Here is a 24,814-nt window from a genome sequence, read left to right on the forward strand (position 1 = left end):
GACCGCGTGGATCAGAAAACCGTAGAGACCGCATGGATCAGGAAGTCGACACCATGACCGACAAGCTCATCGTGAGCGTTCTGGGCACCGGCATCATGGGCGCCGCGATGGCCCGCAACCTCGCGCGGGCCGGACACACCGTCCGCGTCTGGAACCGCAGCCGCGCCAAGGCCGAGCCGCTCGCCGAGGCCGGCGCGATCGTCGCCGACAGCCCCGCCGAGGCGGTGCGGGACGCCGACGTCGTCCTCACCATGCTGTACGACGGTGCCGCCGTCCTGGACGTGATGCGCCAGGCCGCGCCCGCGCTGCGCCCCCGCACCGCCTGGGTGCAGTCGACCACCGCGGGCCTGGACGCCATGGCAGGCCTGGCCGGCTTCGCCCGCGAGCACGACCTGGTGCTCTACGACGCTCCCGTGCTCGGCACCCGCGAGCCCGCCGAGGCCGGGCAGCTGCTCGTGCTCGCCGCCGGTCCCGTCGAGGGCCGGGAGACGGTGACGCCGGTCTTCGACGCGGTCGGCGCCCGCACGGTGTGGACCGGCGAGGACGCCGCCGAGGCCGGCGCGACCCGGCTTAAGCTGGTCGCCAACAGCTGGGTCCTCGCCGCCACCAGCGCGGCCGGCGAGGCGCTGGCCCTGTCGAAGGCGCTCGGCGTGGACCCGCGGCACTTCTTCGACGCCATCGCGGGAGGCCCGCTCGACATGGGGTACCTGCGTGCCAAGTCCGGGCTGATCCTCGACGGCCGGCTCTCCCCGGCCCAGTTCGCGGTCGGTACCGCCGCCAAGGACGCCCGGCTCATCGTCGAGGCCGGTGAACGGCACGGCGTCCGGCTGGACGTGGCCGCGGCGAGCGCCGCCCGGCTGGAGCGCGCCGCCGCGCAGGGCCACGCCGACGAGGACATGGCCGCTGCGTACTTCGCCAGCTTCGACGAGCAGCCCGACGCCTGACCCCGGAAAGGAGCCCCCGATGTCCAGGCCCCCGCTGCCGCCCGCGGCCCGGGAACTGCTGAGCCGCCCCAACCCCTGCGTCATGGCGACCCTGCGCTCCGACGGCACGCCCGTCTCCACGCCCACCTGGTATGTCTGGGCGGACGACCGGGCGCTGATCAGCCTGGACGAGGGCCGGATCCGCCTGAAGCACCTGCGCCGCGACCCGCGGGTCACCCTGACCGTCCTCGACAAGGACGACTGGTACACCCACGTCACGCTCATCGGCCGGGCCGTCGAGCTGTACGACGACGAGGGTCTGGCCGACATCGACCGCATCGCCCGCCACTACACCGGCAAGCCGTACCCCGACCGGGTCCGCGCCCGCGTCAGCGCGTGGATCGAGGTGGACCGCTGGCACGGCTGGGGCGCGATGAAGGACAGCGACCAGGCGTCCCCTGAGGGGCGCCGGAGCCCGGGGGTAGGCTCCTGACATGCGGATCTCCGTCTCCTCCGACATGGACGAACCCGTGGCCCGCCTCCTGGTCACCGAGCTGCGCGGCCGCGGCCACGAGGTGGTCACCCATGGGGCGCTGCGCCCCGGGGACGACCCGCAGTGGGCGGCCTGCTCCGCCGCGGCGGCCCGGGACGTCGCCGACGGCACGGCGGACCAGGCGGTCGTCTGCTGCTGGACCGGCACAGGCGCGTCCATCGCCGCCAACAAGGTCCCCGGCGTCCGGGCCGCCCTGTGCACGGACGCGTACACCGCCGACGGCGCCCGCCGCTGGAACGACGCGAACGTGCTGGCGCTGAGCCTGCGCCTGACCTCCGAACCCCTCCTGCGGGAGATCCTCGACGCCTGGTTCACCGGCGTCCCCAGCGAGGATCCCGAGGACCGCGAGAACGTCTCCCGCGTCGCGGGCCTCGACGAGCGGCGCGACACCGGCTGACATGCCGGTGCGCAGGACCCGGTCGTGGTCCTGCGCACCGTGGTGTCGGGCTCGGAGAGCGGGCTAGGTCGTCCGGTCGCTCTTCGGCTTGCCCCGCTGGTCGGGGGTGCCGTGGGGCGGAGGGCCGAAGGGCTCGGCGCTGGTCGCCGGGGACACCGGGGAGCCGCCGTGGCCCTGGGCCTGCTCGGGACGGAGGGCCGACGGACTGCCCGAGGTCGGCTCGGCACCCGCGTGCAGCTGCTCCAGGCGGGCGGTCAGCAGCTCGGTGACCGGCAGCCGGTCGGCGTGCGTCCGCTCGTAGGCGATCAGCTCCTCCACCTCCTCGGCGCTCAGCGAGCGCACCCGGCTCTCCAGCCCGCCGATCGGCAGGTGGTCGTAGTCGGGCAGGGGCAGTGAACTGCGGCCGGGCTCGGCCATGGATCTCACTTCCTCGGTAGGTGTGCCGGGCACTCAGTGCGCGCCGGGGCCGCCTCCGCCCCACGAGCCACTGCTGCCCTTGGACCAGCGGGGCCGCGACTGCACCGGGCTCGGCCGCGTCTTCATGTTGCCGAAGCTGCCCATCTCGTGCGGCAGGAGCGGGCGGCCACCCTTCGGCACCCGGGGCACCTCCAGGGGCTCCCGGATCTCCCTGACCTCGTGCACCGCGCCGCCCGGCGGCAGGTGCGGCTGCTCCTCGGGCCGCGGACGCGACTCCCGGAGCCTGATACGGGTGCCGAGCCAGAATCCGCCCAGCAGCAGCGCCAGCACGGCGATGCCGACGACGAACATCGCGATGCTGAGCAGTCCGCTCGGCTCGGCCAACTGCATCGTTGCGGTACTCATACCAGGCGAATACCCCTCAATTCGGTCATGAACCGGATCGGCGTGACCGGGCCTCGCGGGTCCGGGAGCGGTTGGCCTTGCGGATCGCGTCCAGCAACTCGCCCTTGGACATCCGGGACCGTCCCTCCACGTCCAGCCGCTTGGCCACCTCGTACAGGTGCTCCTTCGAGGCGCTCTCGTCGACGCCCTCACCGCTGCGTCCGCCGACCTGCCGCGGCCGTGCCGACTGCGGGTCCGAGGGCCCCCGGCGGCCGCCCTCCTTGCGTTCCCAGTGGTCGCCGACCTTCTCGTACGAGTGCTTCAGCGCGCCGTAGGCGACGCGGTGCGCCCGCTCGCCCTCGCCGTACTGCTCCACCGCCGAGTCGTGCGCCTTGATCCAGGTGCGCTGGGCGTCTCGGGGAGAGCGCTCCAGCGTCGACGGCAGTTCCTCTCGTCCGGGCATGCGTTCCACCTCCTTCGAACGCCGTCTGCCGGCGCCGCCCGAGTGCCCGGCGGAGGGGGCGAAAAACCCGCCGCGGACGGGCCGCGGCGGGTTTGGCGGGCCCTGCGGCGGCTACCCGCGCGGTGTGACTTCGACGCCATCGCAAGCAGAACTCATCCGGTTCCTGGAAGACCGGTTCGTCTGCGCGCAGGCGTGCACGGAGTGTGCGCGGGCCTGCGCGCTGCGCGCGAGCCTGGTGGACCCGGACGGCACCGCGGAGCAGGAGCTGGTCCGGCGCAAGGGGATCATGTGTGCCGAGGTGTGTGACGCCACGTGCAGGGTGCTGGCCGAGCAGAGCCAGGTGGAGGAGACCGGCCTGCGCGTCCAGCTGGAGTGGTGCCGGACCGTGTGCCTCGAGTCCGCGCACGTCTTCGACGACCGGCCCGGGACCGAGGAGGCCGCCGAGGCCTGCCGTGCCTGCGCCCGCGCCTGCACCGACTTCCTGGCCACCCTCGGCTGACCACGTCCCCCGCCGCGTCGGCCCCCGCAGGGCCCGGGCCCGGCATCGCCGGTCCCGGCAGGGCATCGCCATTCCCAATTTCTGCAACACGTTCTACGGTGTGCGCCGTCAGGACCGCCCTTGGGGAGCCTGGAGGCGCCGTGCACCTGGACTACACGCCCGAACAGCAGCAGCTGCGCACCGACCTGCGTGCCTACTTCGCCGGCCTGGTGCCGGACGGCGCGTCCGCCCGCCACGCCGACCCGGCCGAGCAGAAGCGGTTCTACCGGCGGACCATCCGGCGGCTCGGCGCGGACGGCTGGCTCGGCGTGGGCTGGCCGAAGGAGTACGGCGGCCGCGGGCTGACCCCCATGGAGCAGTTCGTCTTCTTCGACGAGGCCGCCCAGGCGGGCGTCCCGCTGCCGCTCATGGCGCTCAACACCGTCGGCCCGACGATCATGCAGTACGGCACGGAGGAGCAGAAGGCGTACTTCCTGCCGCGGATCCTCTCCGGCGAGATCGACTTCGCCATCGGCTACAGCGAGCCCGACGCGGGCACCGACCTCGCGGCCCTGAAGACCCGCGCGGTCCGCGACGGCGACGACTACGTGGTCAACGGCCACAAGATCTGGACGACGAACGGCGACACCGCCGACTGGGTCTGGCTGGCCGTACGCACCGACCCCGCCGCTCCACCGCACCGGGGCATCACCATGCTCCTCGTGCCGACCACCGACCCCGGCTACTCCTGCACCGTCATCCGCACCCTCGCCGGACACGACACCACCGCCAGCTACTACGAGAACATCCGCGTCCCCGTCTCCCGCCGGGTCGGCGAGGAGAACCATGGCTGGCGGCTGATCACCAACCAGCTCAACCACGAGCGGGTCACCCTCGCCGCCCACGGCACCATGGCCATCCGCTCCCTCCATGACGTCCAGCGCTGGGCCACCGAGACCAAGCTCGCCGACGGCCGCCGCGTCGTGGACCTGCCCTGGGTACGCCGCCGCCTCGCACAGACGCACGCCCGCCTGGAGGCGCTGAAACTCCTCAACTGGCAGATGGTCGCCGCCCTCCAGCACGGCACCCTCACCCCACAGGACGCCTCCGCCGTCAAGGTCTACGGCTCCGAGGCCCGCCGCGACGCCTACGCCTGGCTCCTGGAAGTCGCCGCCGCCCCCGGCGCACTCCAGGAGGGCTCCGCGGGCGCGGTGCTCCAGGGCGAACTCGAACGCGGCTACCGCTCGGCCGTGATCTTCACCTTCGGCGGCGGCAACAACGAGATCCAGCGCGAGATCATCTCCTGGATCGGCCTGGGGATGCCGCGGGTGCGGCGTTAGCTGTGCTGTGACGAGGCTTTTTACTTGGCATTAAAGCGGGATAGTTGGCACTGAGCGGAGCGCTTGGCCTGACTGGTCGCAGGCTGCCGCGAGTTGCGTCGCGTAGAGGCTGAGGCGTTGGCGCAGGCGGAATCGTTCGCCGCGGCCGATGTCGGCTTCGTGGAGCTGGTGCGAGAGGTGAGCAGTCGGGCGTCTCCCCTGCCGCGCTCCTCCTTGACGATGGGGCAGTGCGGGGCTTCGGCCCGTGTGACGTCCCGGATGGACGCGGAAACAGTGCAGCGCCCCCGACAGGGAGCCTTTTCCAACTTGGTGGTCGAGCAGGCCAGTTGGCCCGATGGAGGCGCCTGAGCGCCGGCCGCCAGGCCCTGCTCGCTCTCGCCCATCTCGATGTGTGCCGCAGGCGCGTGCGCGCCATGGGAGCGCACCCATCACGTTGGCCTGCGGGAATCCTTCAACTGGCGTTCAGGGAAAGCGATTTCCCCAGGTCAAGGGGTTTTCCTAAGGGCTGTCCCGTAAACCTGAGTGAGTTCACCAGAGACTGGCCCGTTAGCAACTTATGCCGATGTGCCTCTTGTGGCCCGGCCAGTGTGCTGGCCGGGCCAGCGGCTGCTAGAGCTCGCCGACGGCGAATTCGTCGATCGTCGTCTGGTAGCTGATGGTGCCGCCGGTCGCGCAGGCGCCGCCGAGTTCAATCTGGTGGGTCGTGGTCCGGCCATTCGCGCGTGCGGTGCCGTACTGGAAGGGGCCGCTGATGACATTGCCTCCTTCGAGGCTGAACGACTGGGCATTGCCACGGAAGGTCGCCTGGGGGATCTCCGAGGTGCTTCCGTCGTTCCAGGAGTTGATCACCTTGCCGTAGCCCGGGCCGAAGGGGCCGGGGCACGCGGTCTGGAGCGTCGCTTCGATGCGGACGGTTCCGCCTGTGATCTTGGGGTGCTTGGTCGACGTGCACAGGCGCATGTCGCCGCTGCCGGAGAGCCGTACGGTCTCCTTCTTGAAGGTGATGCCCGGGTTGGTGGTGTCCATGTTCGTGGCGAACGCCCACCAGCGTTCTCCGCTGATCGGCTGGCCGAGTGCAGCGGTACCGCTCGGCGTGCGAGTATCCCGCGATCACCCTGGCACCACCGGTCCGGGTCTTACCGGGCGGGCATGCAGCCATGACCGCGGCCCTGCCGGGGTAGCCGCCGGAGGCCACCGGGATGGTCACCTCGTCCTCCACGACGCGCACGACGTCGTCGGCCTGTGCCACGGCGGCCGACCCCATTACCAGCGCCGCGGATGCGGCGGCTACGAGGAACTTCTTCAGCACGCGCTTCCCTGCTTTCGGGAGTTCGACAGCCCCCGGAGGCGCAGCAAACTTCAGGAGACGCGGGCTCGCTCGCGAGCGTGGACAGCGACTCACCAATGCGCTCCCGGCCTGCCCGGACGTGCCCTTCCGCAACGCGCATCAGGACGGGGCCGGGTGTCGAGCCCCAAGCGTCGTGCGTCCCGCTCCGGGCGGATGGCCGTGAGGGCACAGGCGCCGGCCATGAGCATCACCGCGCCGGCGACGAGGAAGGCGGTGGTGTATCCGGCGGCCGAGGTGTCGGCCGTGTCGATGAGGTGGCCGGTCAGGAACGGTGCCACGAGTCCCGGCAGGGTGCCGATACCGGCGACGATGCCGAAGACGGCGCCACGCTGGGCGGGAGGGACGACCTCCGCAGTCGTCATGTAGTGGAGTGGGATGGCGATCGCGGTGCCGCCGAAGGCCAGCGCGATCAGCACCAGCCGGGGGCCGGACGCGTCGACGAACGGGAACGCCGTCATCGCGCACCCGGCCACGCACACGGCGATGCTCTGTGCCGCCCCGCTGGACCAACGACTGCTCACGCCCCGGGATTTCAACGCATCCACAAACGGCGAGACCGCAAGCAGCAGCACCAGCCCGAAGCCGGACATGATGCTGATGGCCGTCGCGGAGGCCGCCGCCGACATGTCCATCTGCGTCCTGAAGTAGGCGGGCAGCCAGGCATGGCTGAGGGACAGCGCCCACGCCGCTCCGAAGGCGCTGGCGATGCTGCCGAGCACGGTGCCGGTCAGCAGGATTCTGCGGTACGGCAGCCGAAGCCCGCTGGATCCGGTGGTCGTGTGCTTGTGGTCGTACGGTCCGTCGTGGCCAACGCGCCACCACAGCAGCGCCCAGGTGGCACTGACGACGGCGAGGACCGCGTAGGCGGAGCGCCAGCCGAAGCCGTCGATCAGCCAGGTGACCAGGGGGGCGGCGATGAGCGTGCCCAGGGCCGCCCCGCCCATCTGGAGGGCCGAGGGCAGGGCGCGGCGCTCCGGCGGGAACCACTTGTACAGGGCGTGCATGGACATGGAGGCCGCCGGCCCTTCGGCGGCACCGAGCAGGATGCGGCCGGCCATCAGGGTCGGGACCGTGGCCACCACGAGGACCGGGAGCTGGGCCACGGCCCACAGCACGGTCATGACGAACAGCAGGACCCGGCTGGAGATCTGGGTGGAGAGAAATCCGACGAGGAGTCCGGAGACGCTGAAGAGGAAGAAGAAGGAGCTGGAGATCAGGCCGTAGGTGCTGTTGCTGAGGTCGAGTTCCTCCATGATCGGGACGGCGGCGAGGCCGAGGACCGACTTGTCGGCGTAGTTGATGACCATGAAGGCCACGATCATCGCCGTGATCAGCCAGGCTTTGCGGCGGTCGGGCGTCGGGACGGCGATGTGCCGGGGCTGCGCGGCGGCGGTACGGGGTGCCATGGGGCGACTCCTGCGGATGCGGGTGGAGCAGGGGGTCGTACGGGTGGGCGGCGGTCCCCCGTGGCCGAGGGCCCACTCGTCGAAGCGGGGGCCCGTGGCACCGCCCTGGGCACCAAGGGATCGGTCAGAAAAGGCCCTTGGCGATGGCGTTCTTGTGGATCTCGGTGGTTCCGGTGACGATCCGGAACATCCGCAGGCTGCGGAAGATCTGCTCGACCTCGCGGCCGCGGGTCAGCCCGGCCTTGCCGTGGATCTGGACCGCCTGGTCGGCTACGCGGAAGGACGCCTCGGAGGTGAAGAGCTTGCACATGTTGGCCTCGACGGAGACGTTGTCTCCCCGGTCGGCCTTCGCTGCGGTGGTCATCACCATCGCGCGGGCTGCGTAGATCTCGGTGGCCATCTCGGCGATCTTGTGGTGGATGGCCTGATGGGCGAGGAGCGGCTGGCCGAAGACGACGCGGTTCATGGCGTACTCGACCGACAGGTCCCAGGCGCGGCGGGCGGCACCGATGAGGGACGGGCAGTGCAGCAGGCGGTTGAGGGTGATGCGGCCGATGCCGATGCGCAGGCCCTGGCCGACCTCACCGAGGAGGTTCGCGGCGGGGATCCGGCAGTCCTCGAAGACGAGGTCGCCCTCCATCTGCTGTCCGGACATGGGGACTTCGCCGTCGAGGACACGGCAGCCAGGGTTGTCCAGATCGACGAGGAACGCGCTGTATGCCTCTTCGGTGCCGGCCATGCGGGCGACGACGATCGCAAAGTCCGCGAAGGGGGCGGCGGAGCTGAACACCTTCTTGCCGTTGAGGACGTAGGTGTCCCCGTCCGGGGTGGCGGTGGTCGTCATGCGGCGCACGTCCGAGCCCGCGTCCTCCTCCGTGATGGAGAAGCAACACGCCCGCTCGCCCCGGACGACGGGCATCAGGTAGCGCTCCCGCTGTTCCTCGGTGGCGTACTTCACGATCGCGCCGACACGCAGCGGACCGCCCATGTCGCCGAGCACCGAGTGGGAAAGCGCGGCACCGGAGGCGGTCAGCTCCTCCTTGAGGGCGCACAGTTCATAGAAGCTCAGGCCCTGGCCGCCGAGCTCGGGGGGCAGGCTGATGCCGTAGAAGCCGAGTTCCGCGCTGCGCTTCCAGACGTGTTCGAGGATGGTGCGGTCGAGCTTGGTCTCCGCGGTGATGCCGTGCTCGCGCTCGTACGGGATGAGCTCGTCGGCCAGGTAGGCGCGCAGTCGAGCGACGAGGTCCTGGAGGCGCGGATTGTCGTCGTAGGAGGGTTCGAGGGTGAAGGGCATGCCGGGGGTCCTGTTCAGTTGACGCGGCGCTCGGCGCCCGCCCAGTAGCGGTCGCGGATGGCGCGGCGGTCGATCTTGCCGTTGGGGTTGTGGGGCAGGGCCGCGACGAAGTCGACGGAGCGGGGCTTCTTCATGCGGGCCAGGTGCTCGGCGCAGAAGTCGATGAGGTCGGCCTCCGTGAGGGTGGCGCCGTCGCGCGTCACGACGACCGCCTTGACGGCCTCGCCCCACTGCTCGTCCGGGACGCCGACAACGGCGGCCTCATAGACGTCGGGGTGCTGGTGCAGGACGGACTCGACCTCGACGGCGTAGATGTTGAACCCGCCGGAGACGATCATGTCCTTCTTGCGGTCGACGATGAAGACGTAGCCGTCCGCGCGGCGGCGGGCGAGGTCACCAGTGAGGAACCAGCCGTCCCGGAAGGTCTCCGCCGTGAGGTCGGGTTCGTTGTGGTAGCCGGGGACGACATCGGGGCCACGGACGGCGATCTCTCCGATCTCTCCGTCGGCGACGGGCCGTCCGCTGTCGTCGACGATGGCGACCTCGGCCTCGGCGAGCGGGCGGCCGCAGGAAAGCAGCAGCTCCTCGTCCTCGCCCTCGATCGCCCGTCGGTGGTCCTCGGAGGAGAGGAAGAGCACGCCGGAGGTGGTCTCGCCGCACCCATATCCCTGGGAGAGGACGGGTCCGAAGAGGTCCCAGGCCGCCCTGATCCGGGCCGGGGACATCGGCGCGGCACCGTAGATCAGCTGGCGGAGAGTGGAGAGGTCGTAGTCGCGGGCGTTCGTCAGCGCGAGCACGGTGTTGACCATGGTGGGGACGACGAAGGCGTGGGTGGCGCGCTCGCGCTGGACGGCGGCGAGGAACTCCTCGGCGTCCCAGCGGGGCAGCACGATCGCGCAGCCGCCGGCGAAGAAGATGCCCATCAGCGGCATGCCGGAGGCGTGGGTGACGGGTCCGGCCAGGATCTGCCGGTCGCCGGGACCCACCCGGGTGTCGGCGCTCATCACCGACTTGCGCATCAGGGCGAGCCGGTTGCCGTAGGTCTGGACCGCCGCCTTGAGTTTGCCGGTGGAACCCGATGTGAAGTGCAGGACGGCGATGTCACCCTCGTCGCACTCCGTCTCAACGGGCTCGGGCTCGGTGCCCGCGAGGGTCTCGACGTAGCCTGGGCCGAGATCGCTCGGGCCGTCGTAGCCGAGGACGGTCCTCACTGCCGAGCCGGGCACCGCGGCGCGGGCGACGTCCAGATGGGCCGCGTCCGTCAGCAGCAGCCTCGCGTCGGACTCGGCGAGCAGGTGAGCCACCTCGGCGGCTCCGAGCCTGGCGTTGATCGGCGCTCGGGCCAGGCCGGCCTTGTAGAGGGCGACTTCCGTGACGACCAGTTCCGCGCGGTTGCCTGCGAGGGTCGCAACCCGGTCGCCCCGGCTCAGGCCGAGGGCACGCAGCGCCGTCGCGAGCCGGTCGCTGTGCTCGTCGAGTTCCGCGTACGTCAGGCGCACGGTTCCACAGACCACCGCCTCGGCATCGGGTTGGTGGCCGGCAGTCCGGCGTACGTACCGCCCGAAGTTCATCACACCTCCAGAGTTTCTGAACAATGTGTCCAGTAACAAGCTTGGTGTGTGGCAACCTAAAGGCAGCGTTAGTGTCAGGTCAACGGTTCGGACGAGAAGGAAACGAAGTGGACATGAAGCCCGCGGGAGACCGCCGCGTCCGCAGGACGCGGGCCGCGCTGCGCCAGGCCCTGGTCGAACTGGTCCTGGAGAGGGGGTTCCACGCGATCACGGTCGAAGAGATCACCGAGCGCGCCGACGTCGGCCGGGCCACCTTCTACGCTCACTACCGCGACAAGGAAGACCTCCTGGTCGGCATCGTCCGCGACCTCGCCGAGGACCGGGACCGCCTCCTGCCGGCGGTCCGGCAGGCGCACGCGGAGGGATTCACCGGACTGCCGGTGAAGTACATCTTCGAACACGCCGAGCAGGAGAAGCCCGTCTACCGGGTCGTCCTGCGGGGCGAGGGCGACGGGCGCGCCCTACGAGAATTCACGGATCTCATCTGCGCCCACGCCGAAGCCGCCTTCCGCACACGGACCGATCAGCTCGGGGTGACACCGCGAATCCCCCTCGACGTCGTCGCCCGCGCCTGGACCGGCGAGCTCATCGGCCTGCTCACCTGGTGGGTGGAGAACGACACCGGCTACAGCGCCGCCGAGATCACCGCGCATCTGCGCGACCTGTCGGTCTACGGCCGCGTCTGGGCCACCGGACTCGCCCCGTCCGACGCCCCGGGAGCCCTCGACCTCACCCCCTGAACCGCGCCTGCACCACGCGGTCTCGTTGCTCCACGCCTGACGCGCCTGGCGAGTTACCAGACACGACGTTCGGTATCACCTCCAATAGGCGCACGACCGAAAGGGCGGAGCGGACGTGTGACTGGCATTCCCTCATCGGCCGCTCTTGTGGGGGCACGGGGATACACGGATCCGGCCTGTGCTCCACGGCACACGACCTCGAGTCGGGAACTCATTCCGAGCCGCCGTGTCTGGCACGGCTCCGGCGGCGCGTCCGCGCTGCCGACCGCGTCGGCCGGCGCCCTCGACGGCCTCGCGTTCACCAGACCGCACGGCAAGTCCCTCACGCTCACCGAGCTGCTCAGCTGAGTGCACGGGGTCCCCGACGTAACGGCATGATCTTGTTGTGACTGCAGTGATCACGGCATCGGCCCCATCCTGGCTAGCTCCGTTCACCGGGCTGAACCCGCGCTGTTTCAGCAAGCTGGTGAGCGCGCTGCGCCGCGAAGGTGCCGATCAAGTGCGACGGGGCCGACCGTGGGGGTTGCCACTGGAGGATCGGGTGCTGTTGGTCACGGCCTACTGGCGCACCAACTTGACACTGCGCCAGCTTGCACCGCTGTTCGGCGTCTCGAAGTCCGCAGCCGACCGCATCATCAGCCATCTCGGTCCCCTGCTCGCACTCAAGCCCCGCCGGCGGTTTCGCAAGGACTCCGTGCTCATTGTGGACGGAACCCTGGTTCCCACCCGCGACCACACGGTGGCCGAGCGGTCGAAGAACTACCGCTACTCCACCAACCACCAGGTCGTCATCGACGCCGACACCCGGCGCGTCGTCGTCGGGCGACCGGTGCCCGGCAACCGTAACGACTGCAAGGCGTGGCCCCTGTCCGGAGCCAAGGACGCCGTCGGCCGCACCAACGTGATCGCCGACGGCGGCTACCGGGGCACCGGCCTGGTCATCCCGCACCGTCGCGAGCGCGGGCAGAGCGAACTGCCGGCCTGGAAGGAAGAACACAACACCTCCCACCGCCAAATCCGCGCCCGTGTCGAGCATGCCTTCGCACGAATGAAGACCTGGAAGATCCTCCGCGACTGCCGCTTGAAGGGCGACGGCGTCCATCACGCCATGCTCGGCAACGCCCGGATGCACAACCTCGCCCTCGCCGGATAGATCAGCGGGCCTCACTGCGACCAGCCATGCCCAAGCCGACTCGAAGATCATTACGGGACAGCCCTTAGTGCTGTGACCAGGAAGGTTCACGGGTTACTCGTTGTACTGGGTGAAAATGACCCCGGGCGGATGCCCGTGCGAGCCGTTCGGCCGAGCCCGTCGCGCGCGGTCGCGGCGGCGGCCGAAGGATGCTGCTGACCGTTGCCGGAACCAGCAGCCCAGGTAGGAGCCGTCCATTACGCCACAACTGAGACCCGTGAGTGCCCGCCGAAGGACCGCCCGCCCCGGGCCCGGGGCCGGGCGGGGCGCCGATGGGCCGTCCTGGGCCTCTGCCTGGTGCTGGGCGCCGTCGGTGCGAACGGAGCGGCCGCGGCCGGGCACCCCGGCGCGGCGCATCCGCGCTGCGACCGGGTGCCGACCGGTGTCGCGTCCGAGGACTACTTCCTGGACTTCACCGTGCCGACCGGGCTGATGCCGGACTCGCGGTTCGATGGCCGCCCGGCCCGCATCCAGGTCCACCGCGTCCGGCCCGTGTACGCCCACGGCAAGTGTCCGGGCGGACCCACCAGGGCTGCCGTGCTGATCCACGGCCGCTCGGTCACCGGCCCGGCGACGTTCGACCTGCGGCACCCAGCCCCCGGCGGCGGCGAGCTGAGCGTGCAGAGGTCCCTGGCCCGGTCGGGGATCGACACCTTCGCCCCGAACCTGCTCGGTTACGGGCTCTCGACGCGCTTCGAGGACGGACTCGACGACCCCGACAACGCGAGCCCGCGGCCGTACGGGGCGGACGGCAGCTGCGCCCACCCCTAGGGCTGCGACCGCACCCACAACCCGCGCGCCTTCCCCCTCGACCAGCAGGGATCCCTGCTCCTGACCAATCCGCTCGGCGGCGAGCGCAGACCGCACTCCAGCAGCACCCGGTTCGCCCGTATCGACGTCTGGGTGCGCGACATCCGCCAGGTCGTCGATGACGCCGTCGCCAGGGCCAGGCCCACGGGCGGCAAGGTCACGCTGATCGGCTACTCGCTCGGTGGGGTACACGTCGGACGCGCCCTGTACGCGGCCAACCCGGTGGTGCCCGGAGCCTCCGCCATGCTGCGCAAGGTGAACCGCGTGGTGTTCATGTCCTCGCTCTTCGGCTTCCCGACCGAAGAGGTGACCCCGCCGGGTGGTTTCGCCACCTTCCCCCTCACCCTGGGCACCCGCGGCGCCCCGGCTCCGCTGCCGCAGCCCCGTGAGGCCGAGTGCACGGGTCGCACTGTCCCGGGCGCCTGGGACAGGCGCTGGGAGCAGATCCTCGCCGAGGACCCGATCGGACGCGGCTGGGGAGGGACGGAGCCTGGTAACCCGACGGGTCTCAGCCGCACCCCCACCTTCTCCACGTACGGCTGGAACGCCCAAGTCGCCGGTCAGCTGACCCCGCCCACACTGGTCATCCACGGTCTGGAGGACTCCGACCCGACCCCGCCCTCCAATGCGACCGCCATCTACGACGCCCTGCCCGCGACGATGACGAACAAGGCGCTGGTCCACGTGGCGTGCGCCAGCCACGAAATCCTGTCGGAGGGCTGCACCGGTGAGCGGTGCACGCCGCAGACAGGAACCGTCTACGGCGGTCGCCCCAGGGAACCCTGGGCTGGCCCGCACGCCACGGTCAAGGCCGCCCTGACCGAGTGGATCAGGAGCGGTACCTTCAACGGCGCCGAAACCGGCCGCTTCATCGTCGATGAAAGCGGCGTGGCCAACCCCGCCGGCTAGTGCTGTGACGGGGAAGGTTTGCCGGGTGGGGCGGTCAGGCTGCTGTTCGTCGTGGTCTGCCGCCCCATCGGATGCCTTTCTCGCCGCGGATGCGGGCGCGTGCACGCCTTGGTGCTGCGAGGACGCCGAAACCGCACCGACCTTGTACTGCCCTGCCGGACGATGTGCTGGAGTTTCTGGCCCTCCTGCTCAGTCAGCCCGCGAACACGGACCGGTTGCGCCATTCCGCCTCCCTACGCTGGTTGGAGAAGTCATGTCCAACAAGCACAACGAGCAACCGGCGAACCTTCCTGGTCACAGCACTAGGGCCCGTCTTCAAAGGTTCTACCTGGCGTCCCGTGCCCTCTCGTAGGCGGCCAGGGCCTCTGCATTGCCGATGAAGGCCGGGCCGCAGTGTGGTGGTAGGCGATCAATGACCATCGCTACTGCAGCTTGTGCGCTGTCTGTCTCGGCGATCCGCGGGCTGGTTCGGCTCGGCCCTTCGACGTAGTACCGGCCATCTCCCAGTGTGCCGATGTAGGGGATGTCCCAGGTGTAGCGGATCTCTGTGCACCTGCTGAAGTGCAGCTCCCACATACCGGCCCAGGGGTAGAGCCGACGAAGCAGTGGCTCGGCATGCGCCACCCGCACCAGCTCGGCAAACGGAGCGGCAAGCGGCGATTCTTCCGGTCGGCGAGGTTCGCCCCGCCGTGGTCAGGACCTTGTGCCAGGCTGCTTCGACAGTATTGGTCATGCCGTGATTGTGCGGGCACTGCTGCCCGTCATCAAAGATCACCTCCTGGCAGATCATGGTCGGATGCACCGACACGAACTCAGTGACCAGGAGTGGGATTTACTCGCTCCGCTCATACCGCGGGCCGTGGCTGGCCGACCGAGGGCGGATGACCGGCAGGTCATCAACGGGATCATCTACAAGATCCGCACCGGCCTGCCGTGGCGTGATCTGCCCGACCGTTACGGGCCATGGCAAACGGTCTACACCCGCTTCCGTCGCTACGCGTTGAGCGGTGTCTTTGCCCAGGCCCTCCAGCAGATCCAGGCCCAGGCTGATGCGGCCGGCGACATCGACTGGCTCGTCCAAATCGATTCCACCATCGTGCGAGCTCATCAGCATGCCGCCGCCACCGGCCGAAAAGGGGGACGCATCGGCCGGACGAACCGGACGATCAGGCCCTCGGTCGGTCACGCGGAGGCCTGACCACCAAGATCCACCTCGCCTGCGACGGCCGAGGCAGGCCACTGGCCCTCCTGGTCACTCCCGGCCAACGCCATGACGGCATCTGTGCGCAACCGCTGCTGCAACGTATCCGCGTCCCGCGCCTTGGCTTCGGCCGCCCGCGCTGCCGCCCCGACCACGTGATCGCAGACAAGGCATACAGCTCTCGCGGGTTCCGCGCCTTCCTGCGAAAACGCGGGATCGGCCACACCATCCCCGAGAAGGCCGATCAACAGCGACACCGACACAACCGCGGCCGCCAGGGCGGCCGACCGCCCAGCTTCGACCGCGAGACATATCGTCGACGCAACGCCGTAGAGCGATGCTTCAACAGACTGAAGCACTTCCGAGGCATCGCCACCAGGTACGACAAGACCGCCACCTCCTACGAGGCGGCGGTCAGCCTGGTGTCGTTCCTGCTCTGGGTGAGACCTGTTTGAAGACGGGGCCTAGGTGAACTGACCCCGCCGCTGGGGCGTGAGGTGGACGTCGGTCCATGGCGAGGCTGCACGTTCCGCACGGAGGGCCGCCGGCGTAACGGTCAGGCGGCGTGGCCCAGCACCACTGGGCCGGCGGGTGCCGCGGCGCGGGGCGCGGTCGCGTGCATGGGACGGGCGGTGCGGACGGTGGCCGTGACCTGCGAGCGGCCCCGCGCGAAGACAACGAGGCGCAGCACCGCGAACCGCGCGCTACCGGCGAGTGCGGAGGCGGACAGGTAGACGACCTGCTCGAGCACCGCACCGGGTGCCGCCACCAGTTGTTGCAGGACGAGCATCGCCACGGACGTCACCGCATACGCGGCCGCCGCGGACCCGGCCGAGTGCGCATGCTGGCGCCGGGTCGCGCGCCCACCTGCGCCGAAGGTGAAGCGGGCATGCAACTCGGTGGCGAGGAGCGTGGAAACCACGGTGATCAGAGCGTTGGCCAGGCCCCAGTACATCCAGGAGGCGAGGGCCGCCACGGCGAAGCTGGAGGCGAGCCCCACTCCGCCGCCGAAGAGTACGAAGCGGGCGAAGGCGGTGAAGGTGCCAGGTGCCGCCTGCTGCTGACTCCGCGCTGTCTCCATGATCCGACCCGACCCCCTTGCTCGCTCGTCCTTGTGTGTCGTGACCTGACGGTGCGTTGTCTCGTCAGGGGGTGAGCCGCACGCGGATGCCCAGCGTGCTGTCCTTTCCCTGGAGCCGGCTCTGGAGGATCATGAGGCGGCCGAGGATGCCGTACTTGCGGGCGATGAGTTTGCGGTAGCGGGCGCCGGTCGCCTCGTCGGTGATCTCGGCGGTGGCCGGGACCTGTTCGCCGGTCGGGTTGCCGCGCAGGTCGCAGGGGCCGACGAGGATGTCGCCGCGGGCCCGGATCCGTTTGACCTTCCAGGAGTCGGCGGGGGTCCGCACGCCCAGCGTGTCGCCGTCGCGCACCACCCACACCGGGGTGGCGACCGGGGTGCCGTTCTTGCGGTAGCTGGTGACCAGCATGTACTTGCCCGCGCCGAGCTGCTCCAGCGTGTCGTCCATGATGCGTTCGTGCTCCTTGCTCTTGGGGCTCTCGCGGCGATTGCGCTCGGGGGCGTCGGCCACGTGGGCGGCGTATCGCATGGGGCTGCCTTCTTCCGGGTCGGTTCAGCTCAGCGGGACGTCGAGGACGGCCTTGCGGTGGCTGAACGTCTCGATGGAGTAGCGGCCGTGGTACTTGCCCATGCCGCTTGCGCCGACGCCGCCGAAGGGGAGGGTCGGCACGGCGAGGTGGTGCATCGGCAGGCCGAAGTTGAGGCCGCCCGAGGAGGTCTCGGCGGTGAGGCGGCGCTTGGTGGTGTTGTTCTCGGTGAAGGCGTAGAGGGCGAGCGGCTTGTCGCGTTCGTTGATGAACGTGATCGCCTCGTCCAGGTCCGCCACGGTCAGGATCGGCAGGATGGGGCCGAAGATCTCCTCCTGCATCACGGGCTCGTCGGGGCGGACGTCGGCCAGCACGGTCGGGGCGATGTACGTGTCCGCGCGGTCGGTCTGCCCGCCAGTGACGATGCGGCCGGAGGCCAGCAGCGCGGACAGCCGGTCGAAGTGACGCTCGTTGATGATCCGTCCGTAGGCGTCGGACGTCTGCGGGTCCTCACCGAACAGCCCCTTGAGCGCGACGACCAGGGCGGCCTGCAGTTCCGCCGCGGTGTCCGGGTCGGTCAGGACGTAGTCGGGGGCGACGCAGGTCTGTCCGGCGTTGGCGAACTTCGTCTGCGCCAGGCGCTGTGCGACCGTGGCGATGTCGGCGTCCCGGTCCACGAACACCGGTGACTTGCCGCCGAGTTCGAGGACGACGGGGGTGAGGTTCTTCGCTGCGGCGGTCATCACCACGCGGCCGACCGTGCCGTTGCCGGTGTAGAAGATGTGGTCGAAGTGCTGCTCCAGCAGCGCGGTGGTCTCCGGCGCGCCGCCCTCGACGACCGCCGTCGCGTCGGTGTCGAGATACGCGGGCAGCAGCTCGGCCAGCAGTGCCGAGGTGTGGGCGGCGTGGTCGGCGGGCTTGATGACGACCGCGTTCCCGGCGGCGAGCGCGCCGGCGACGGGCACGAGCAGCAGATTGACCGGGTAGTTCCACGCGGAGATGACCAGTGCGACGCCCAGGGGGTCGAAGACGGTGTGGGCGGTGCTGCCGGGGACTCCGGGCACCGTCACGGGGGCGGGCTGCGGGGCGGTCCACTCCTCCAGGTGCTCCAGGTAGTCGTCGATCTCGACGATCGTGGTGTTGATCTCCATGGCGTCGGCCTCGCCGCGGTTCTTGCGCAGATCGGCGTAGAGGGCGTCGGCTATCGCCGCGCGGTTGTCGGTGAGCAGGTCGCGCAGGCGGGTCAGCTGCTGCCGACGCCAGGCCAGCGGCTTGGTGCGGCCGGTACGGAAGGTGGCGCGCAGCCGGTCCACCAGCGCGGTGGCTTCGGTGGCGGTGAAGGTGTCGTCGAGGGTGAAGGCTGCCTTGGTGTCCGTCACAGTCGTGTCCTGTTCGGGGTGGGATCGAAAGCCGACCGGGACCCGGGCGGAAGGAAAGTCGCGGCCGTGTTGCGTGTGGCGCGGTCAGACCGTGACGGCCGTGCGTGCGGGCGCGCTCTCGGCGTCGTCCGACGGGGCGGCCGTATCGGTGGCAGACGAGGGGGACCTGCGGCGGATCGCCAGGCCCACCATCGCCACGCCGATGACCAGCAGGAACGCCATACCGGCGAGGGCGAAGGTCAAGGTGTACTGGCTCTCGGCGGGCAGGGCGGGGACTCCGGCGGGCAGGTTGTCGAGTGTCTGGGAGGCGAGCAGCGAGGTGACGACGGCGCTGCCGATCGCACTGCCGGTGGAGCGGGAGATGGAGTTGATGCCGTTGGCGATGCCGGTCTGGTGGTGCGGGACGCCGGCCATGATCAGCGCGGGCATCGCGGCGTAGCCGAAGCTGATGGCGACGCCGACGACCATGCCGGCCAGGATCACCGACGCGGTGGTGTCGTGGGCGAGGGTCAGCCAGGCGAAACCGATGACACCGAAGGCGGCGCCGACGGCGAGGGTGAGACGCGCGCCGATACGGCGTACCAGCATGCCTCCGAACTGGGCGGCGACGAGCGAGACGAGGGCGGAGGGCAGCAGGTAGACGACGGAGGCGCGCAGGACCGAGGCGCCGAAGCCGTAGCCGGCGAACTCAGAGGGCGTCTGGACGAGGTAGGAGACGCCGATGAACTGCGCGAACATGGCGAATCCGACGAGCAGTCCGGCGACGTTGGTGAACAGCACCGGCCGGTGGACGAACATCTTCATGTCGACCAGGGGGTCGCGGACCCTGCGTTCGACCACGACCCAGATGACGGTCATCACGGCGGCGCCGGCGAAGAGGGCGAGCGTGCGGCCCGAGGTCCAGCCCCAGGTGTGGCCCTGTGAGATGGGCAGCAGAAGCAGGACGAGCACCAGGGCGAGGCCGGCGGCGCCGAGCCAGTCGGTGCGCCCGCCGGTCCGGGTACGAGGAGCGGGGACTGCGACCGCGACCGCGATGAGCGCGGCGGTGGCGAGTCCGGCGGCCAGCCAGAAGACCTGGTGGTAGTCGGGGTTGGCACCCTGGGAGAGGAGTCCGGCGCTCACCAGGGCGAGGCCGCTGCCGAACCCGAGCGTTCCGCTGACCAGGGCCATGGCGCCGGGCAGCCGCGCGGGCTCGACCTCTGCCCGCAGCACGGACAGCGCGAGCGGGAAGATCGCGGTGGCGGCGCCCTGCATCACGCGGGCCACGATGAGCCACAGCATCGAGCTCGTGGTCGCGGCGAGCACGGATCCGGCGACCATCACCACCAGCACGCCGAGCAGGGTCGGCTTCGTGCCGTGCTGGTCGCCGAAGCGGCCGAGGAGCGGCGTGAAGACCGCAGCCGACAGCAGCGTGGCGGTAGTGACCCAGCTGACCTGCGCAGTGGTGGCGCCGAGGTCGTTCTGGATGATGCCGAGGATCGGGATGACCAGAGTCTGCATCATCGACACGACCATGGCGGCGAGGCCCAGTACCAGGACGAGGCTGAGGCTGCCGGTGCGGCGCTCCGGCGCGGCGGCAAGGGAGGACTTCACGGTCTTCTTTCCGGTGGAGGGGGGTGCCCGAAGGAGGGTGCCCGGAGGAGGGGCCCGAAGGAGGGAGGCATCGATGGTCGAGGAGTCAGACCATTGAGGTGCTCGATGCTTGAGGACATCAAACAATAAGAGCTTGGTCAATGTCAAAGGTTGGGAGGTTCAAGCTTCTCGCGGTACCCTCGAGGCATGTCCCCGATCCCGTCCAAAGCGCAGCTCATGGAGCTGCTCGCCCATTCGGTCGGTACGCACTACGCCGACTTCACTACAGCCGCCGCCGACATGGGCCTGACCTCCAGCCAGGCAAAAACCCTCACGGTGCTGCGCCGCGGGCCCGCCTCGATGCGCTCGCTCGCGCACACCCTCGCCTGCGACGCGTCGAACATGACCGGAATCATCGACCGGCTCGAAAAGCGCGACCTGGTCCGCCGTGAGGTCAGCTCCACCGACCGCCGCGTGAAGAACGTCGCCCTCACCGAGGTGGGCGAGAAGGCGATCGACACGATCCGCGAGCGGATGGAGCAGACGCAGACCGGCCTGGACCAGTTGTCCGACGAGGAGCGCGCCGAACTCTTCCGCCTGCTGACGGTCGTCTTCCCGCGCTGATGTGCGCTGTGCGAGTGCTGGTTTGCCGGGCAATCGGGCGGTGACTGGAGGGTCGACCGGGTCCCGTGGGTGATCTTTGCATGCAGTCGGACGGTGGCGAAGGCGGGCTGGACGAGGTCGGAAGTCCGTGGACGGATCAGTGTTCGGCGGGGATGGTGCCAGCCGGCAACTCGGCCTCGTCATCGGTGATTTCTTGATCCCTTGGGATCTTCGCGCTGTCGTGGCGGGTGCACCTCTTGATCGCCTGGAGCACGTCTCGCGGTTCCTGGCGTTGTGAACGTCAACGCTTTGACGCTCGGTGAGCGCGAACAAGGTTTTCAACCGGGGTGACGAGTGGCGCGGTGCCTTCGGAGAAGCTATCGTCTAGGTAGAACGACCGGTCTTTCTACTGGTTCTGGGTTATCCGGGCGGGCCCGCCTCCAGGCGGAGCAGTGCCACGGGTTCCTGGTGCACCGTAACGGGGCCCGTTCACGCCGACCCGATCGACCACCGCACTCCCCGACAAGGCCTCGACATGACCACCAGCACCGCGCCCCGAAGAGCCCGGCACTGCCGTCTCTGCAGGCCTCCGCAGGAGGCGAACGACTACACCCTCTTCCTGCGCCAGTGGGTGCGCTCACCTGCCCGCATGGGGGCCATCGCGCCCAGCTCACGGCACTTGGCCGAGGCGGTCTGTGCCCCCGTGCCGGAACGCGGCGAGCCCGTCGTGGTGGAACTGGGTGCCGGCACCGGACCGTTCACCGCCGAGATCCAGCGCCGGCTCGGCGGGCGCGGCCGCCACCTGGCCGTCGAGATCGATCCACTCCTCGCCCAGCGCCTGCGCGACCGCCACCCGGGGGCGGAGGTGATCCAGCGCGACGCCGTACACCTGCGCCACCTGCTGGACGAGCGCGGCATCAAGAGCGCCGACGTGGTGGTCAGCGGCCTGCCGTGGGCACTCTTTCCCATCGCCGTCCAACATCGGCTGATGGACGCGACGTCCGCAGTGCTCGCCCCGGCGGGTGCATTCACCGCGTTCACCTACCTCCACGCCGTTCCCCTCAGCCCCGCCCGTCGGTTCCGCGGGCTGCTGGCCGAGCGCTTCGAGGAAGTCGTCCCCAGTCGCACCATATGGCGCAACACACCCCCGGCCTTCGTCCTCCACGCCCGCCGACCCCGCCCATAACTCCTGCTTCTGTCGCCGAGCGGAGGGAGCGCTCGAACTCGCGACGCTTCCCTCGCTTGCCTCTGGCGAGGTGGTGACTGAGGCGGTCAAGGTGGGCGCGATCCGTTCTCGGCCAAGGCAGCGAGAATCAGGTCGCTGATGGCCTTGGTGGAGACCGGGTTCTGTCCTGTGATCAGGCGGCCGTCCCGCACGGCGTGCGGTGTAAGTGGACGAGTTCAGCCAGCCACAGGCCGGTCGGGTGCGTGCTCGCCCCATAGGCGGCTTGGTTGCTCACCACCGCCAGAATCCTTTTCCGTCTCACTCTTCCCACGTCTCCTTCTCCGCGATCACCGTCCCCGACCTGCGCCGAGCCTTGACTTGCCCATCGTCCGGGCAGCTTCACCAACCCGCACACGACAGTCGTCCGCGAGCACTTACTGGCCGCCGCGCAAACCCGTGAGCCGCTCCAGCGCCACGGGGCCCACCTCGACACGCGCTGTGCGACCGGCCTGGCTGCCCACGACGGGTGCTTCAGGCAGCCGCCGCTGCTCGCCTGGACCTGAGTGCGGTGCTGTGCGCCCGGACGATGACGATCGAGAGGGTGAAATCCAGGAGAACAGGGGAGCCCAGCCGATGTAGACGCCCGCCATGAAGCGGTGCACGTTGTCCGCGTCCGCGGGGCTTCCCTGCGCCAACAGTTGCAGGCCGTCTCCGAGCGCGATGGCGGTGGCGAGCAGCAGGCAGACGCGGACGACGGTGTCGGCTGCTGCGACAGGAACGCGGGCCGCCATCACGACTCCTTGGATGTGGGGGAGTTGGCCTCGGAATGGGTGGTCAGGCCTGCTCGGTGGGGCGTATGAGCAGTTCGCCGACGGCCACGTGCCGGGGGCGGGTCACGATGTAGCCGACGGCGTCGGCGATGTCCTGGCTCCGCAGCCGCTCGATGTCACCCAGACCGGCGGCGAGTGCCTTCAGAACCGGTTCCGGGTTGTGCGTGCGCAGTTCGGTGTCGACACTGCCCGGCTCGACGACGGACACGCGGACGTGCTGGCGTGCCAGCTCCTGGCGCAGCGACTCGCTGAAGGCGTTGACACCGAACTTGCTGGCGCTGTACACGGCCATCATGGGGTAGGCCTGACGGCCGTTGAGGGAGCTGATGTTGACGATGTCGGCGACCTGGCGCGGCTCATCGGCGGCGGCCTTGACCAGGTGGGGGACGGCCGCGTGGGCGGCGTACATCAGGCCCATGAGGTTGATGTCGATCATGCGCCGCCAGTCGTTCAGGTCCGCGCCCGGGGCGGGGCCGAGCAGCATGAGGCCGGCATTGTTGACCAGGATGTCCAGGCGGCCCAAACCATCGACGGACCGCTCGACCGCCTCCGCGGCGGCCTCGGCGGTGGTGATGTCGGCGGGCACGACCAGGGCCTTCCCGCCGGCGTCCGTGATCTGCGCGGCGAGGTCGGTGAGCCGGTCCTCGCGCCGACCGACCAGGGCTACGGAGGCACCCTCGCCGGCGAGCTCCAGAGCGGTGGCGTGGCCGATACCGCTGGAGGCCCCGGTTACCAGGGCGGCGGTTCCTTCGAGACGACGAGTCATGATTCAAACCTTTCGATGAACGGCCACGCCGTTGCGGGCCGTAGGGGATAGGGAGTGACAGCCTGGTGCGGCCGTATGGGGGTGGAGGCCACTCAGAACCGGGCTACGGGCAGAATGGGCAAGTGAGTACTACTGGGCAGAAGCCAACCAACGCCAAGCGTCAGGACAGCACGAGCGAGGCAAACCTCCCTCCTCGCGAACGTCTCGTCCGGGCGGCGTCGCGGCTGTTCTATTACGAGGGTGTGCGCGCGATCGGCGTGGAGCGGCTGATCGCCGAGGCCGGCGTGACGAAGGCGACCTTCTACCGGCACTTCGCCTCCAAGGACGACCTGGTCGTGGCCTATCTGCTGACCAAGGACGCCTACTACAAGGGGGTGGCCGAACCGCTGGCCGCCGCGCATCCGCCCGCGGAAGCGATCGACCTGATCTTCGAGGCGATCGCCGAGCACGCCCGCGAGCGCGGCTTCCGGGGATCGCCGTTCATGAACGCCGCCGCCGAGTACCCGGACGCCGACCATCCGATCCGGGGCCTGGTGGCGTCCCACCGGGACTGGATCCGCGCCCTCTTCCAGGACCTGCTCACCCGACTCGGCCACAGCGACCCGGAGTCGGCGGCCGGCGCGCTGCTGATGCTGTACGACGGCGCGATGGCAGCCGGCTATCTGGACGACTCGACGGCCGCCCACAAGACCCTCCTGGACGCGGTCCGGCTGATCCGGTCGGGAGGCTGACCCCGTCGGGGCGGCATCACACAGCGACTCTGTGCAGGGCCCCGACGGGGCCGGGGCGCGGATTGGTTTCACGGAACTCTTGATCTCTGTCGACGTGCACCGGCGACCTACTGGCATGTCTCCGCCTGGGGGCAGCCCGGCCAGGAAGTCCGAGCGACCGCCCTCAGGAGGTAGGAAGACCGGTCGTTCTACCGTCTGACGATAACTCCCTTGACGTCCGTGCGCCACTTATCGGCCCGCTTGTGGGCTCCCTCACGGGTTCCTTGCTGTCCCGCAGTACCTCCTGCCCCTCTGTGGCCGTCCGGAGTCGGCCATGGAGGCTCAAGGTCGGCACCTGCGCCAAGCGCACCATCCTGGACGAGTTCGGCGCACCGATGGGTGGCGCAGGGGCGGACGCCGGCGAGGAATACAACGACGCCAACAGCACCGACAACTTCGTGCCCCGACAGTGGACCCTGACGCCCTCCGGACAGCTCACCGTCTATGGCGGCACGAAGTGCCTTGACGCCTACCGTGAAGGCACGAGCAGCGCCACCGAGGTCGGCACCTACGACTGCAATGGCCAGAACAACCAGAAGTGGATGTTCTACTCCGACGGCACGATCCGCTCGGTGAAGTCCGGTCTCTGCCTGGACAAGGACCTGGCTACCTCCAAGGTCCAGCTCTGGTCCTGCTGGGGCGGCGACAACCAGAAGCGGAAGACCAGCTAACGGAAATCGCCACGGGGCGCGCCCGTA

General features: G+C 69.8%; 28 protein-coding genes. 14 read left to right on the forward strand and 14 right to left on the reverse strand.

The genetic code is table 11. The annotated features are described in order from the left end of the window. Nucleotides 1-53: 53 nt before the first annotated feature. Genes ACZ42A_RS18745 through ACZ42A_RS18755 form a run of 3 tightly spaced genes read left to right on the forward strand, consistent with a single transcriptional unit; the run spans nucleotide 54 to nucleotide 1,873 of the window. On the forward strand, nucleotides 54-944 hold the full coding sequence (locus ACZ42A_RS18745) for an NAD(P)-dependent oxidoreductase (protein WP_468528304.1): 891 nt from the start codon (nucleotides 54-56) through the stop codon (nucleotides 942-944). A gap of 19 nt (nucleotides 945-963) precedes the next feature. Continuing rightward, the gene (locus ACZ42A_RS18750) at nucleotides 964-1,416 is read left to right on the forward strand and encodes a PPOX class F420-dependent oxidoreductase (RefSeq protein ID WP_468528305.1); all 453 of its coding nucleotides are present in this window, start codon (nucleotides 964-966) and stop codon (nucleotides 1,414-1,416) included. Between the two features lies 1 nt (nucleotide 1,417). Beyond that, on the forward strand, nucleotides 1,418-1,873 hold the full coding sequence (locus tag ACZ42A_RS18755) for an RpiB/LacA/LacB family sugar-phosphate isomerase (protein WP_468528306.1): 456 nt from the start codon (nucleotides 1,418-1,420) through the stop codon (nucleotides 1,871-1,873). 63 nt (nucleotides 1,874-1,936) lie between these two features. On the opposite strand, the gene ACZ42A_RS18760 is transcribed toward ACZ42A_RS18755, so the two are convergent. Genes ACZ42A_RS18760 through ACZ42A_RS18770 form a run of 3 tightly spaced genes read right to left on the reverse strand, consistent with a single transcriptional unit; the run spans nucleotide 1,937 to nucleotide 3,137 of the window. Beyond that, nucleotides 1,937-2,290: a DUF8129 domain-containing protein gene (locus ACZ42A_RS18760; RefSeq protein WP_468528307.1), complete on the reverse strand. Its 354-nt coding sequence runs from the start codon at nucleotides 2,288-2,290 to the stop codon at nucleotides 1,937-1,939. 33 nt (nucleotides 2,291-2,323) lie between these two features. After that, a complete protein-coding gene (locus ACZ42A_RS18765) occupies nucleotides 2,324-2,695 on the reverse strand; it encodes a DUF6479 family protein (RefSeq protein ID WP_468528308.1) in 372 nt (123 codons plus the stop codon). Nucleotides 2,696-2,720: 25 nt separating this feature from the next. Continuing rightward, nucleotides 2,721-3,137, reverse strand: a complete 417-nt coding sequence (locus ACZ42A_RS18770) for a ChaB family protein (protein ID WP_468528309.1) — start codon at nucleotides 3,135-3,137, stop codon at nucleotides 2,721-2,723. 124 nt (nucleotides 3,138-3,261) lie between these two features. Between ACZ42A_RS18770 and ACZ42A_RS18775 the strand changes: the two genes are divergently transcribed. Both ACZ42A_RS18775 and ACZ42A_RS18780 read left to right on the forward strand, forming a co-directional pair. Continuing rightward, nucleotides 3,262-3,636 (forward strand): four-helix bundle copper-binding protein, encoded by a 375-nt coding sequence (locus tag ACZ42A_RS18775; RefSeq protein ID WP_468528310.1) that lies wholly within the window; start codon nucleotides 3,262-3,264, stop codon nucleotides 3,634-3,636. Between the two features lie 140 nt (nucleotides 3,637-3,776). Continuing rightward, on the forward strand, nucleotides 3,777-4,955 hold the full coding sequence (locus ACZ42A_RS18780) for an acyl-CoA dehydrogenase family protein (RefSeq protein ID WP_468528311.1): 1,179 nt from the start codon (nucleotides 3,777-3,779) through the stop codon (nucleotides 4,953-4,955). A 609-nt stretch (nucleotides 4,956-5,564) separates the two neighbouring features. Here ACZ42A_RS18780 and ACZ42A_RS18785 read toward each other — a convergent pair. The 4 genes from ACZ42A_RS18785 to ACZ42A_RS18800 all read right to left on the reverse strand — a co-directional run bounded on the left by ACZ42A_RS18785 (nucleotide 5,565) and on the right by ACZ42A_RS18800 (nucleotide 10,574). Then, the gene (locus ACZ42A_RS18785) at nucleotides 5,565-5,981 is read right to left on the reverse strand and encodes a hypothetical protein (protein ID WP_468528312.1); all 417 of its coding nucleotides are present in this window, start codon (nucleotides 5,979-5,981) and stop codon (nucleotides 5,565-5,567) included. Between the two features lie 372 nt (nucleotides 5,982-6,353). Beyond that, nucleotides 6,354-7,709 carry an MFS transporter gene (locus ACZ42A_RS18790; RefSeq protein ID WP_468528313.1) on the reverse strand — a complete coding sequence of 452 codons (1,356 nt, stop codon included), beginning with the start codon at nucleotides 7,707-7,709 and terminating at the stop codon, nucleotides 6,354-6,356. Between the two features lie 124 nt (nucleotides 7,710-7,833). Continuing rightward, nucleotides 7,834-9,003: an acyl-CoA dehydrogenase family protein gene (locus ACZ42A_RS18795; protein ID WP_468528314.1), complete on the reverse strand. Its 1,170-nt coding sequence runs from the start codon at nucleotides 9,001-9,003 to the stop codon at nucleotides 7,834-7,836. Nucleotides 9,004-9,017: 14 nt separating this feature from the next. Beyond that, a complete protein-coding gene (locus ACZ42A_RS18800; protein ID WP_468528315.1) occupies nucleotides 9,018-10,574 on the reverse strand; it encodes an acyl-CoA synthetase in 1,557 nt (518 codons plus the stop codon). 113 nt (nucleotides 10,575-10,687) lie between these two features. Between ACZ42A_RS18800 and ACZ42A_RS18805 the strand changes: the two genes are divergently transcribed. The 4 genes from ACZ42A_RS18805 (at nucleotide 10,688) to ACZ42A_RS18820 (ending at nucleotide 14,225) form a co-directional block, all read left to right on the forward strand. Then, a complete protein-coding gene (locus ACZ42A_RS18805; RefSeq protein WP_468528316.1) occupies nucleotides 10,688-11,314 on the forward strand; it encodes a TetR/AcrR family transcriptional regulator in 627 nt (208 codons plus the stop codon). A gap of 385 nt (nucleotides 11,315-11,699) precedes the next feature. Then, nucleotides 11,700-12,467 carry a transposase gene (locus ACZ42A_RS18810; RefSeq protein ID WP_468528317.1) on the forward strand — a complete coding sequence of 256 codons (768 nt, stop codon included), beginning with the start codon at nucleotides 11,700-11,702 and terminating at the stop codon, nucleotides 12,465-12,467. A gap of 201 nt (nucleotides 12,468-12,668) precedes the next feature. Further along, on the forward strand, nucleotides 12,669-13,277 hold the full coding sequence (locus ACZ42A_RS18815) for a hypothetical protein (RefSeq protein ID WP_468528318.1): 609 nt from the start codon (nucleotides 12,669-12,671) through the stop codon (nucleotides 13,275-13,277). 132 nt (nucleotides 13,278-13,409) lie between these two features. Continuing rightward, entirely contained in the window at nucleotides 13,410-14,225 is an 816-nt protein-coding gene (locus ACZ42A_RS18820; protein WP_468528319.1) for an alpha/beta fold hydrolase, read from the forward strand. Nucleotides 14,226-14,549: 324 nt separating this feature from the next. Here the strand turns inward: ACZ42A_RS18820 and ACZ42A_RS18825 are convergent, their stop codons facing one another. Next, nucleotides 14,550-14,855: a DUF6193 family natural product biosynthesis protein gene (locus tag ACZ42A_RS18825; protein WP_468528320.1), complete on the reverse strand. Its 306-nt coding sequence runs from the start codon at nucleotides 14,853-14,855 to the stop codon at nucleotides 14,550-14,552. A gap of 166 nt (nucleotides 14,856-15,021) precedes the next feature. On the opposite strand from ACZ42A_RS18825, the gene ACZ42A_RS18830 reads away from it, so the two are divergent. Further along, nucleotides 15,022-15,881, forward strand: a protein-coding gene (locus tag ACZ42A_RS18830; RefSeq protein WP_468528321.1) for an IS5 family transposase whose coding sequence is annotated in 2 segments (ribosomal slippage) — nucleotides 15,022-15,370 and nucleotides 15,370-15,881 — 861 coding nt in all. Because the reading frame shifts where the segments join, the coding sequence is not laid out codon by codon here. A 101-nt stretch (nucleotides 15,882-15,982) separates the two neighbouring features. Here the strand turns inward: ACZ42A_RS18830 and ACZ42A_RS18835 are convergent. From ACZ42A_RS18835 to ACZ42A_RS18850, 4 genes are all read right to left on the reverse strand, one after another. After that, a complete protein-coding gene (locus tag ACZ42A_RS18835) occupies nucleotides 15,983-16,507 on the reverse strand; it encodes a GtrA domain-containing protein (RefSeq protein WP_468528322.1) in 525 nt (174 codons plus the stop codon). A gap of 64 nt (nucleotides 16,508-16,571) precedes the next feature. Further along, nucleotides 16,572-16,952 (reverse strand): PPOX class F420-dependent oxidoreductase, encoded by a 381-nt coding sequence (locus ACZ42A_RS18840; RefSeq protein ID WP_468528457.1) that lies wholly within the window; start codon nucleotides 16,950-16,952, stop codon nucleotides 16,572-16,574. A gap of 105 nt (nucleotides 16,953-17,057) precedes the next feature. Beyond that, complete coding sequence (locus tag ACZ42A_RS18845) at nucleotides 17,058-18,347, reverse strand: aldehyde dehydrogenase family protein (RefSeq protein ID WP_468528458.1); 1,290 nt, start codon at nucleotides 18,345-18,347, stop codon at nucleotides 17,058-17,060. 147 nt (nucleotides 18,348-18,494) lie between these two features. Continuing rightward, nucleotides 18,495-20,003 (reverse strand): MFS transporter, encoded by a 1,509-nt coding sequence (locus ACZ42A_RS18850; RefSeq protein ID WP_468528323.1) that lies wholly within the window; start codon nucleotides 20,001-20,003, stop codon nucleotides 18,495-18,497. 186 nt (nucleotides 20,004-20,189) lie between these two features. Here ACZ42A_RS18850 and ACZ42A_RS18855 point away from each other — a divergent pair, with 186 nt between their 5' ends. Next, complete coding sequence (locus ACZ42A_RS18855) at nucleotides 20,190-20,606, forward strand: MarR family winged helix-turn-helix transcriptional regulator (protein WP_468528324.1); 417 nt, start codon at nucleotides 20,190-20,192, stop codon at nucleotides 20,604-20,606. Between the two features lie 514 nt (nucleotides 20,607-21,120). Further along, nucleotides 21,121-21,771, forward strand: coding sequence for a class I SAM-dependent methyltransferase (locus ACZ42A_RS18860; RefSeq protein WP_468528325.1), 651 nt, complete (start codon nucleotides 21,121-21,123; stop codon nucleotides 21,769-21,771). A gap of 413 nt (nucleotides 21,772-22,184) precedes the next feature. Here the strand turns inward: ACZ42A_RS18860 and ACZ42A_RS18865 are convergent, their stop codons facing one another. Next, nucleotides 22,185-22,541: a hypothetical protein gene (locus tag ACZ42A_RS18865; RefSeq protein ID WP_468528326.1), complete on the reverse strand. Its 357-nt coding sequence runs from the start codon at nucleotides 22,539-22,541 to the stop codon at nucleotides 22,185-22,187. A 43-nt stretch (nucleotides 22,542-22,584) separates the two neighbouring features. Beyond that, complete coding sequence (locus ACZ42A_RS18870; protein WP_468528327.1) at nucleotides 22,585-23,346, reverse strand: SDR family NAD(P)-dependent oxidoreductase; 762 nt, start codon at nucleotides 23,344-23,346, stop codon at nucleotides 22,585-22,587. Between the two features lie 122 nt (nucleotides 23,347-23,468). On the opposite strand from ACZ42A_RS18870, the gene ACZ42A_RS18875 reads away from it, so the two are divergent. Beyond that, nucleotides 23,469-24,077, forward strand: a complete 609-nt coding sequence (locus tag ACZ42A_RS18875) for a TetR/AcrR family transcriptional regulator (protein WP_468528328.1) — start codon at nucleotides 23,469-23,471, stop codon at nucleotides 24,075-24,077. A 293-nt stretch (nucleotides 24,078-24,370) separates the two neighbouring features. After that, nucleotides 24,371-24,787, forward strand: coding sequence for a ricin-type beta-trefoil lectin domain protein (locus ACZ42A_RS18880; protein ID WP_468528329.1), 417 nt, complete (start codon nucleotides 24,371-24,373; stop codon nucleotides 24,785-24,787). Nucleotides 24,788-24,814: the final 27 nt, after the last annotated feature.

It is taken from the genome of Streptomyces sp. NPDC030838 (assembly GCF_055572035.1).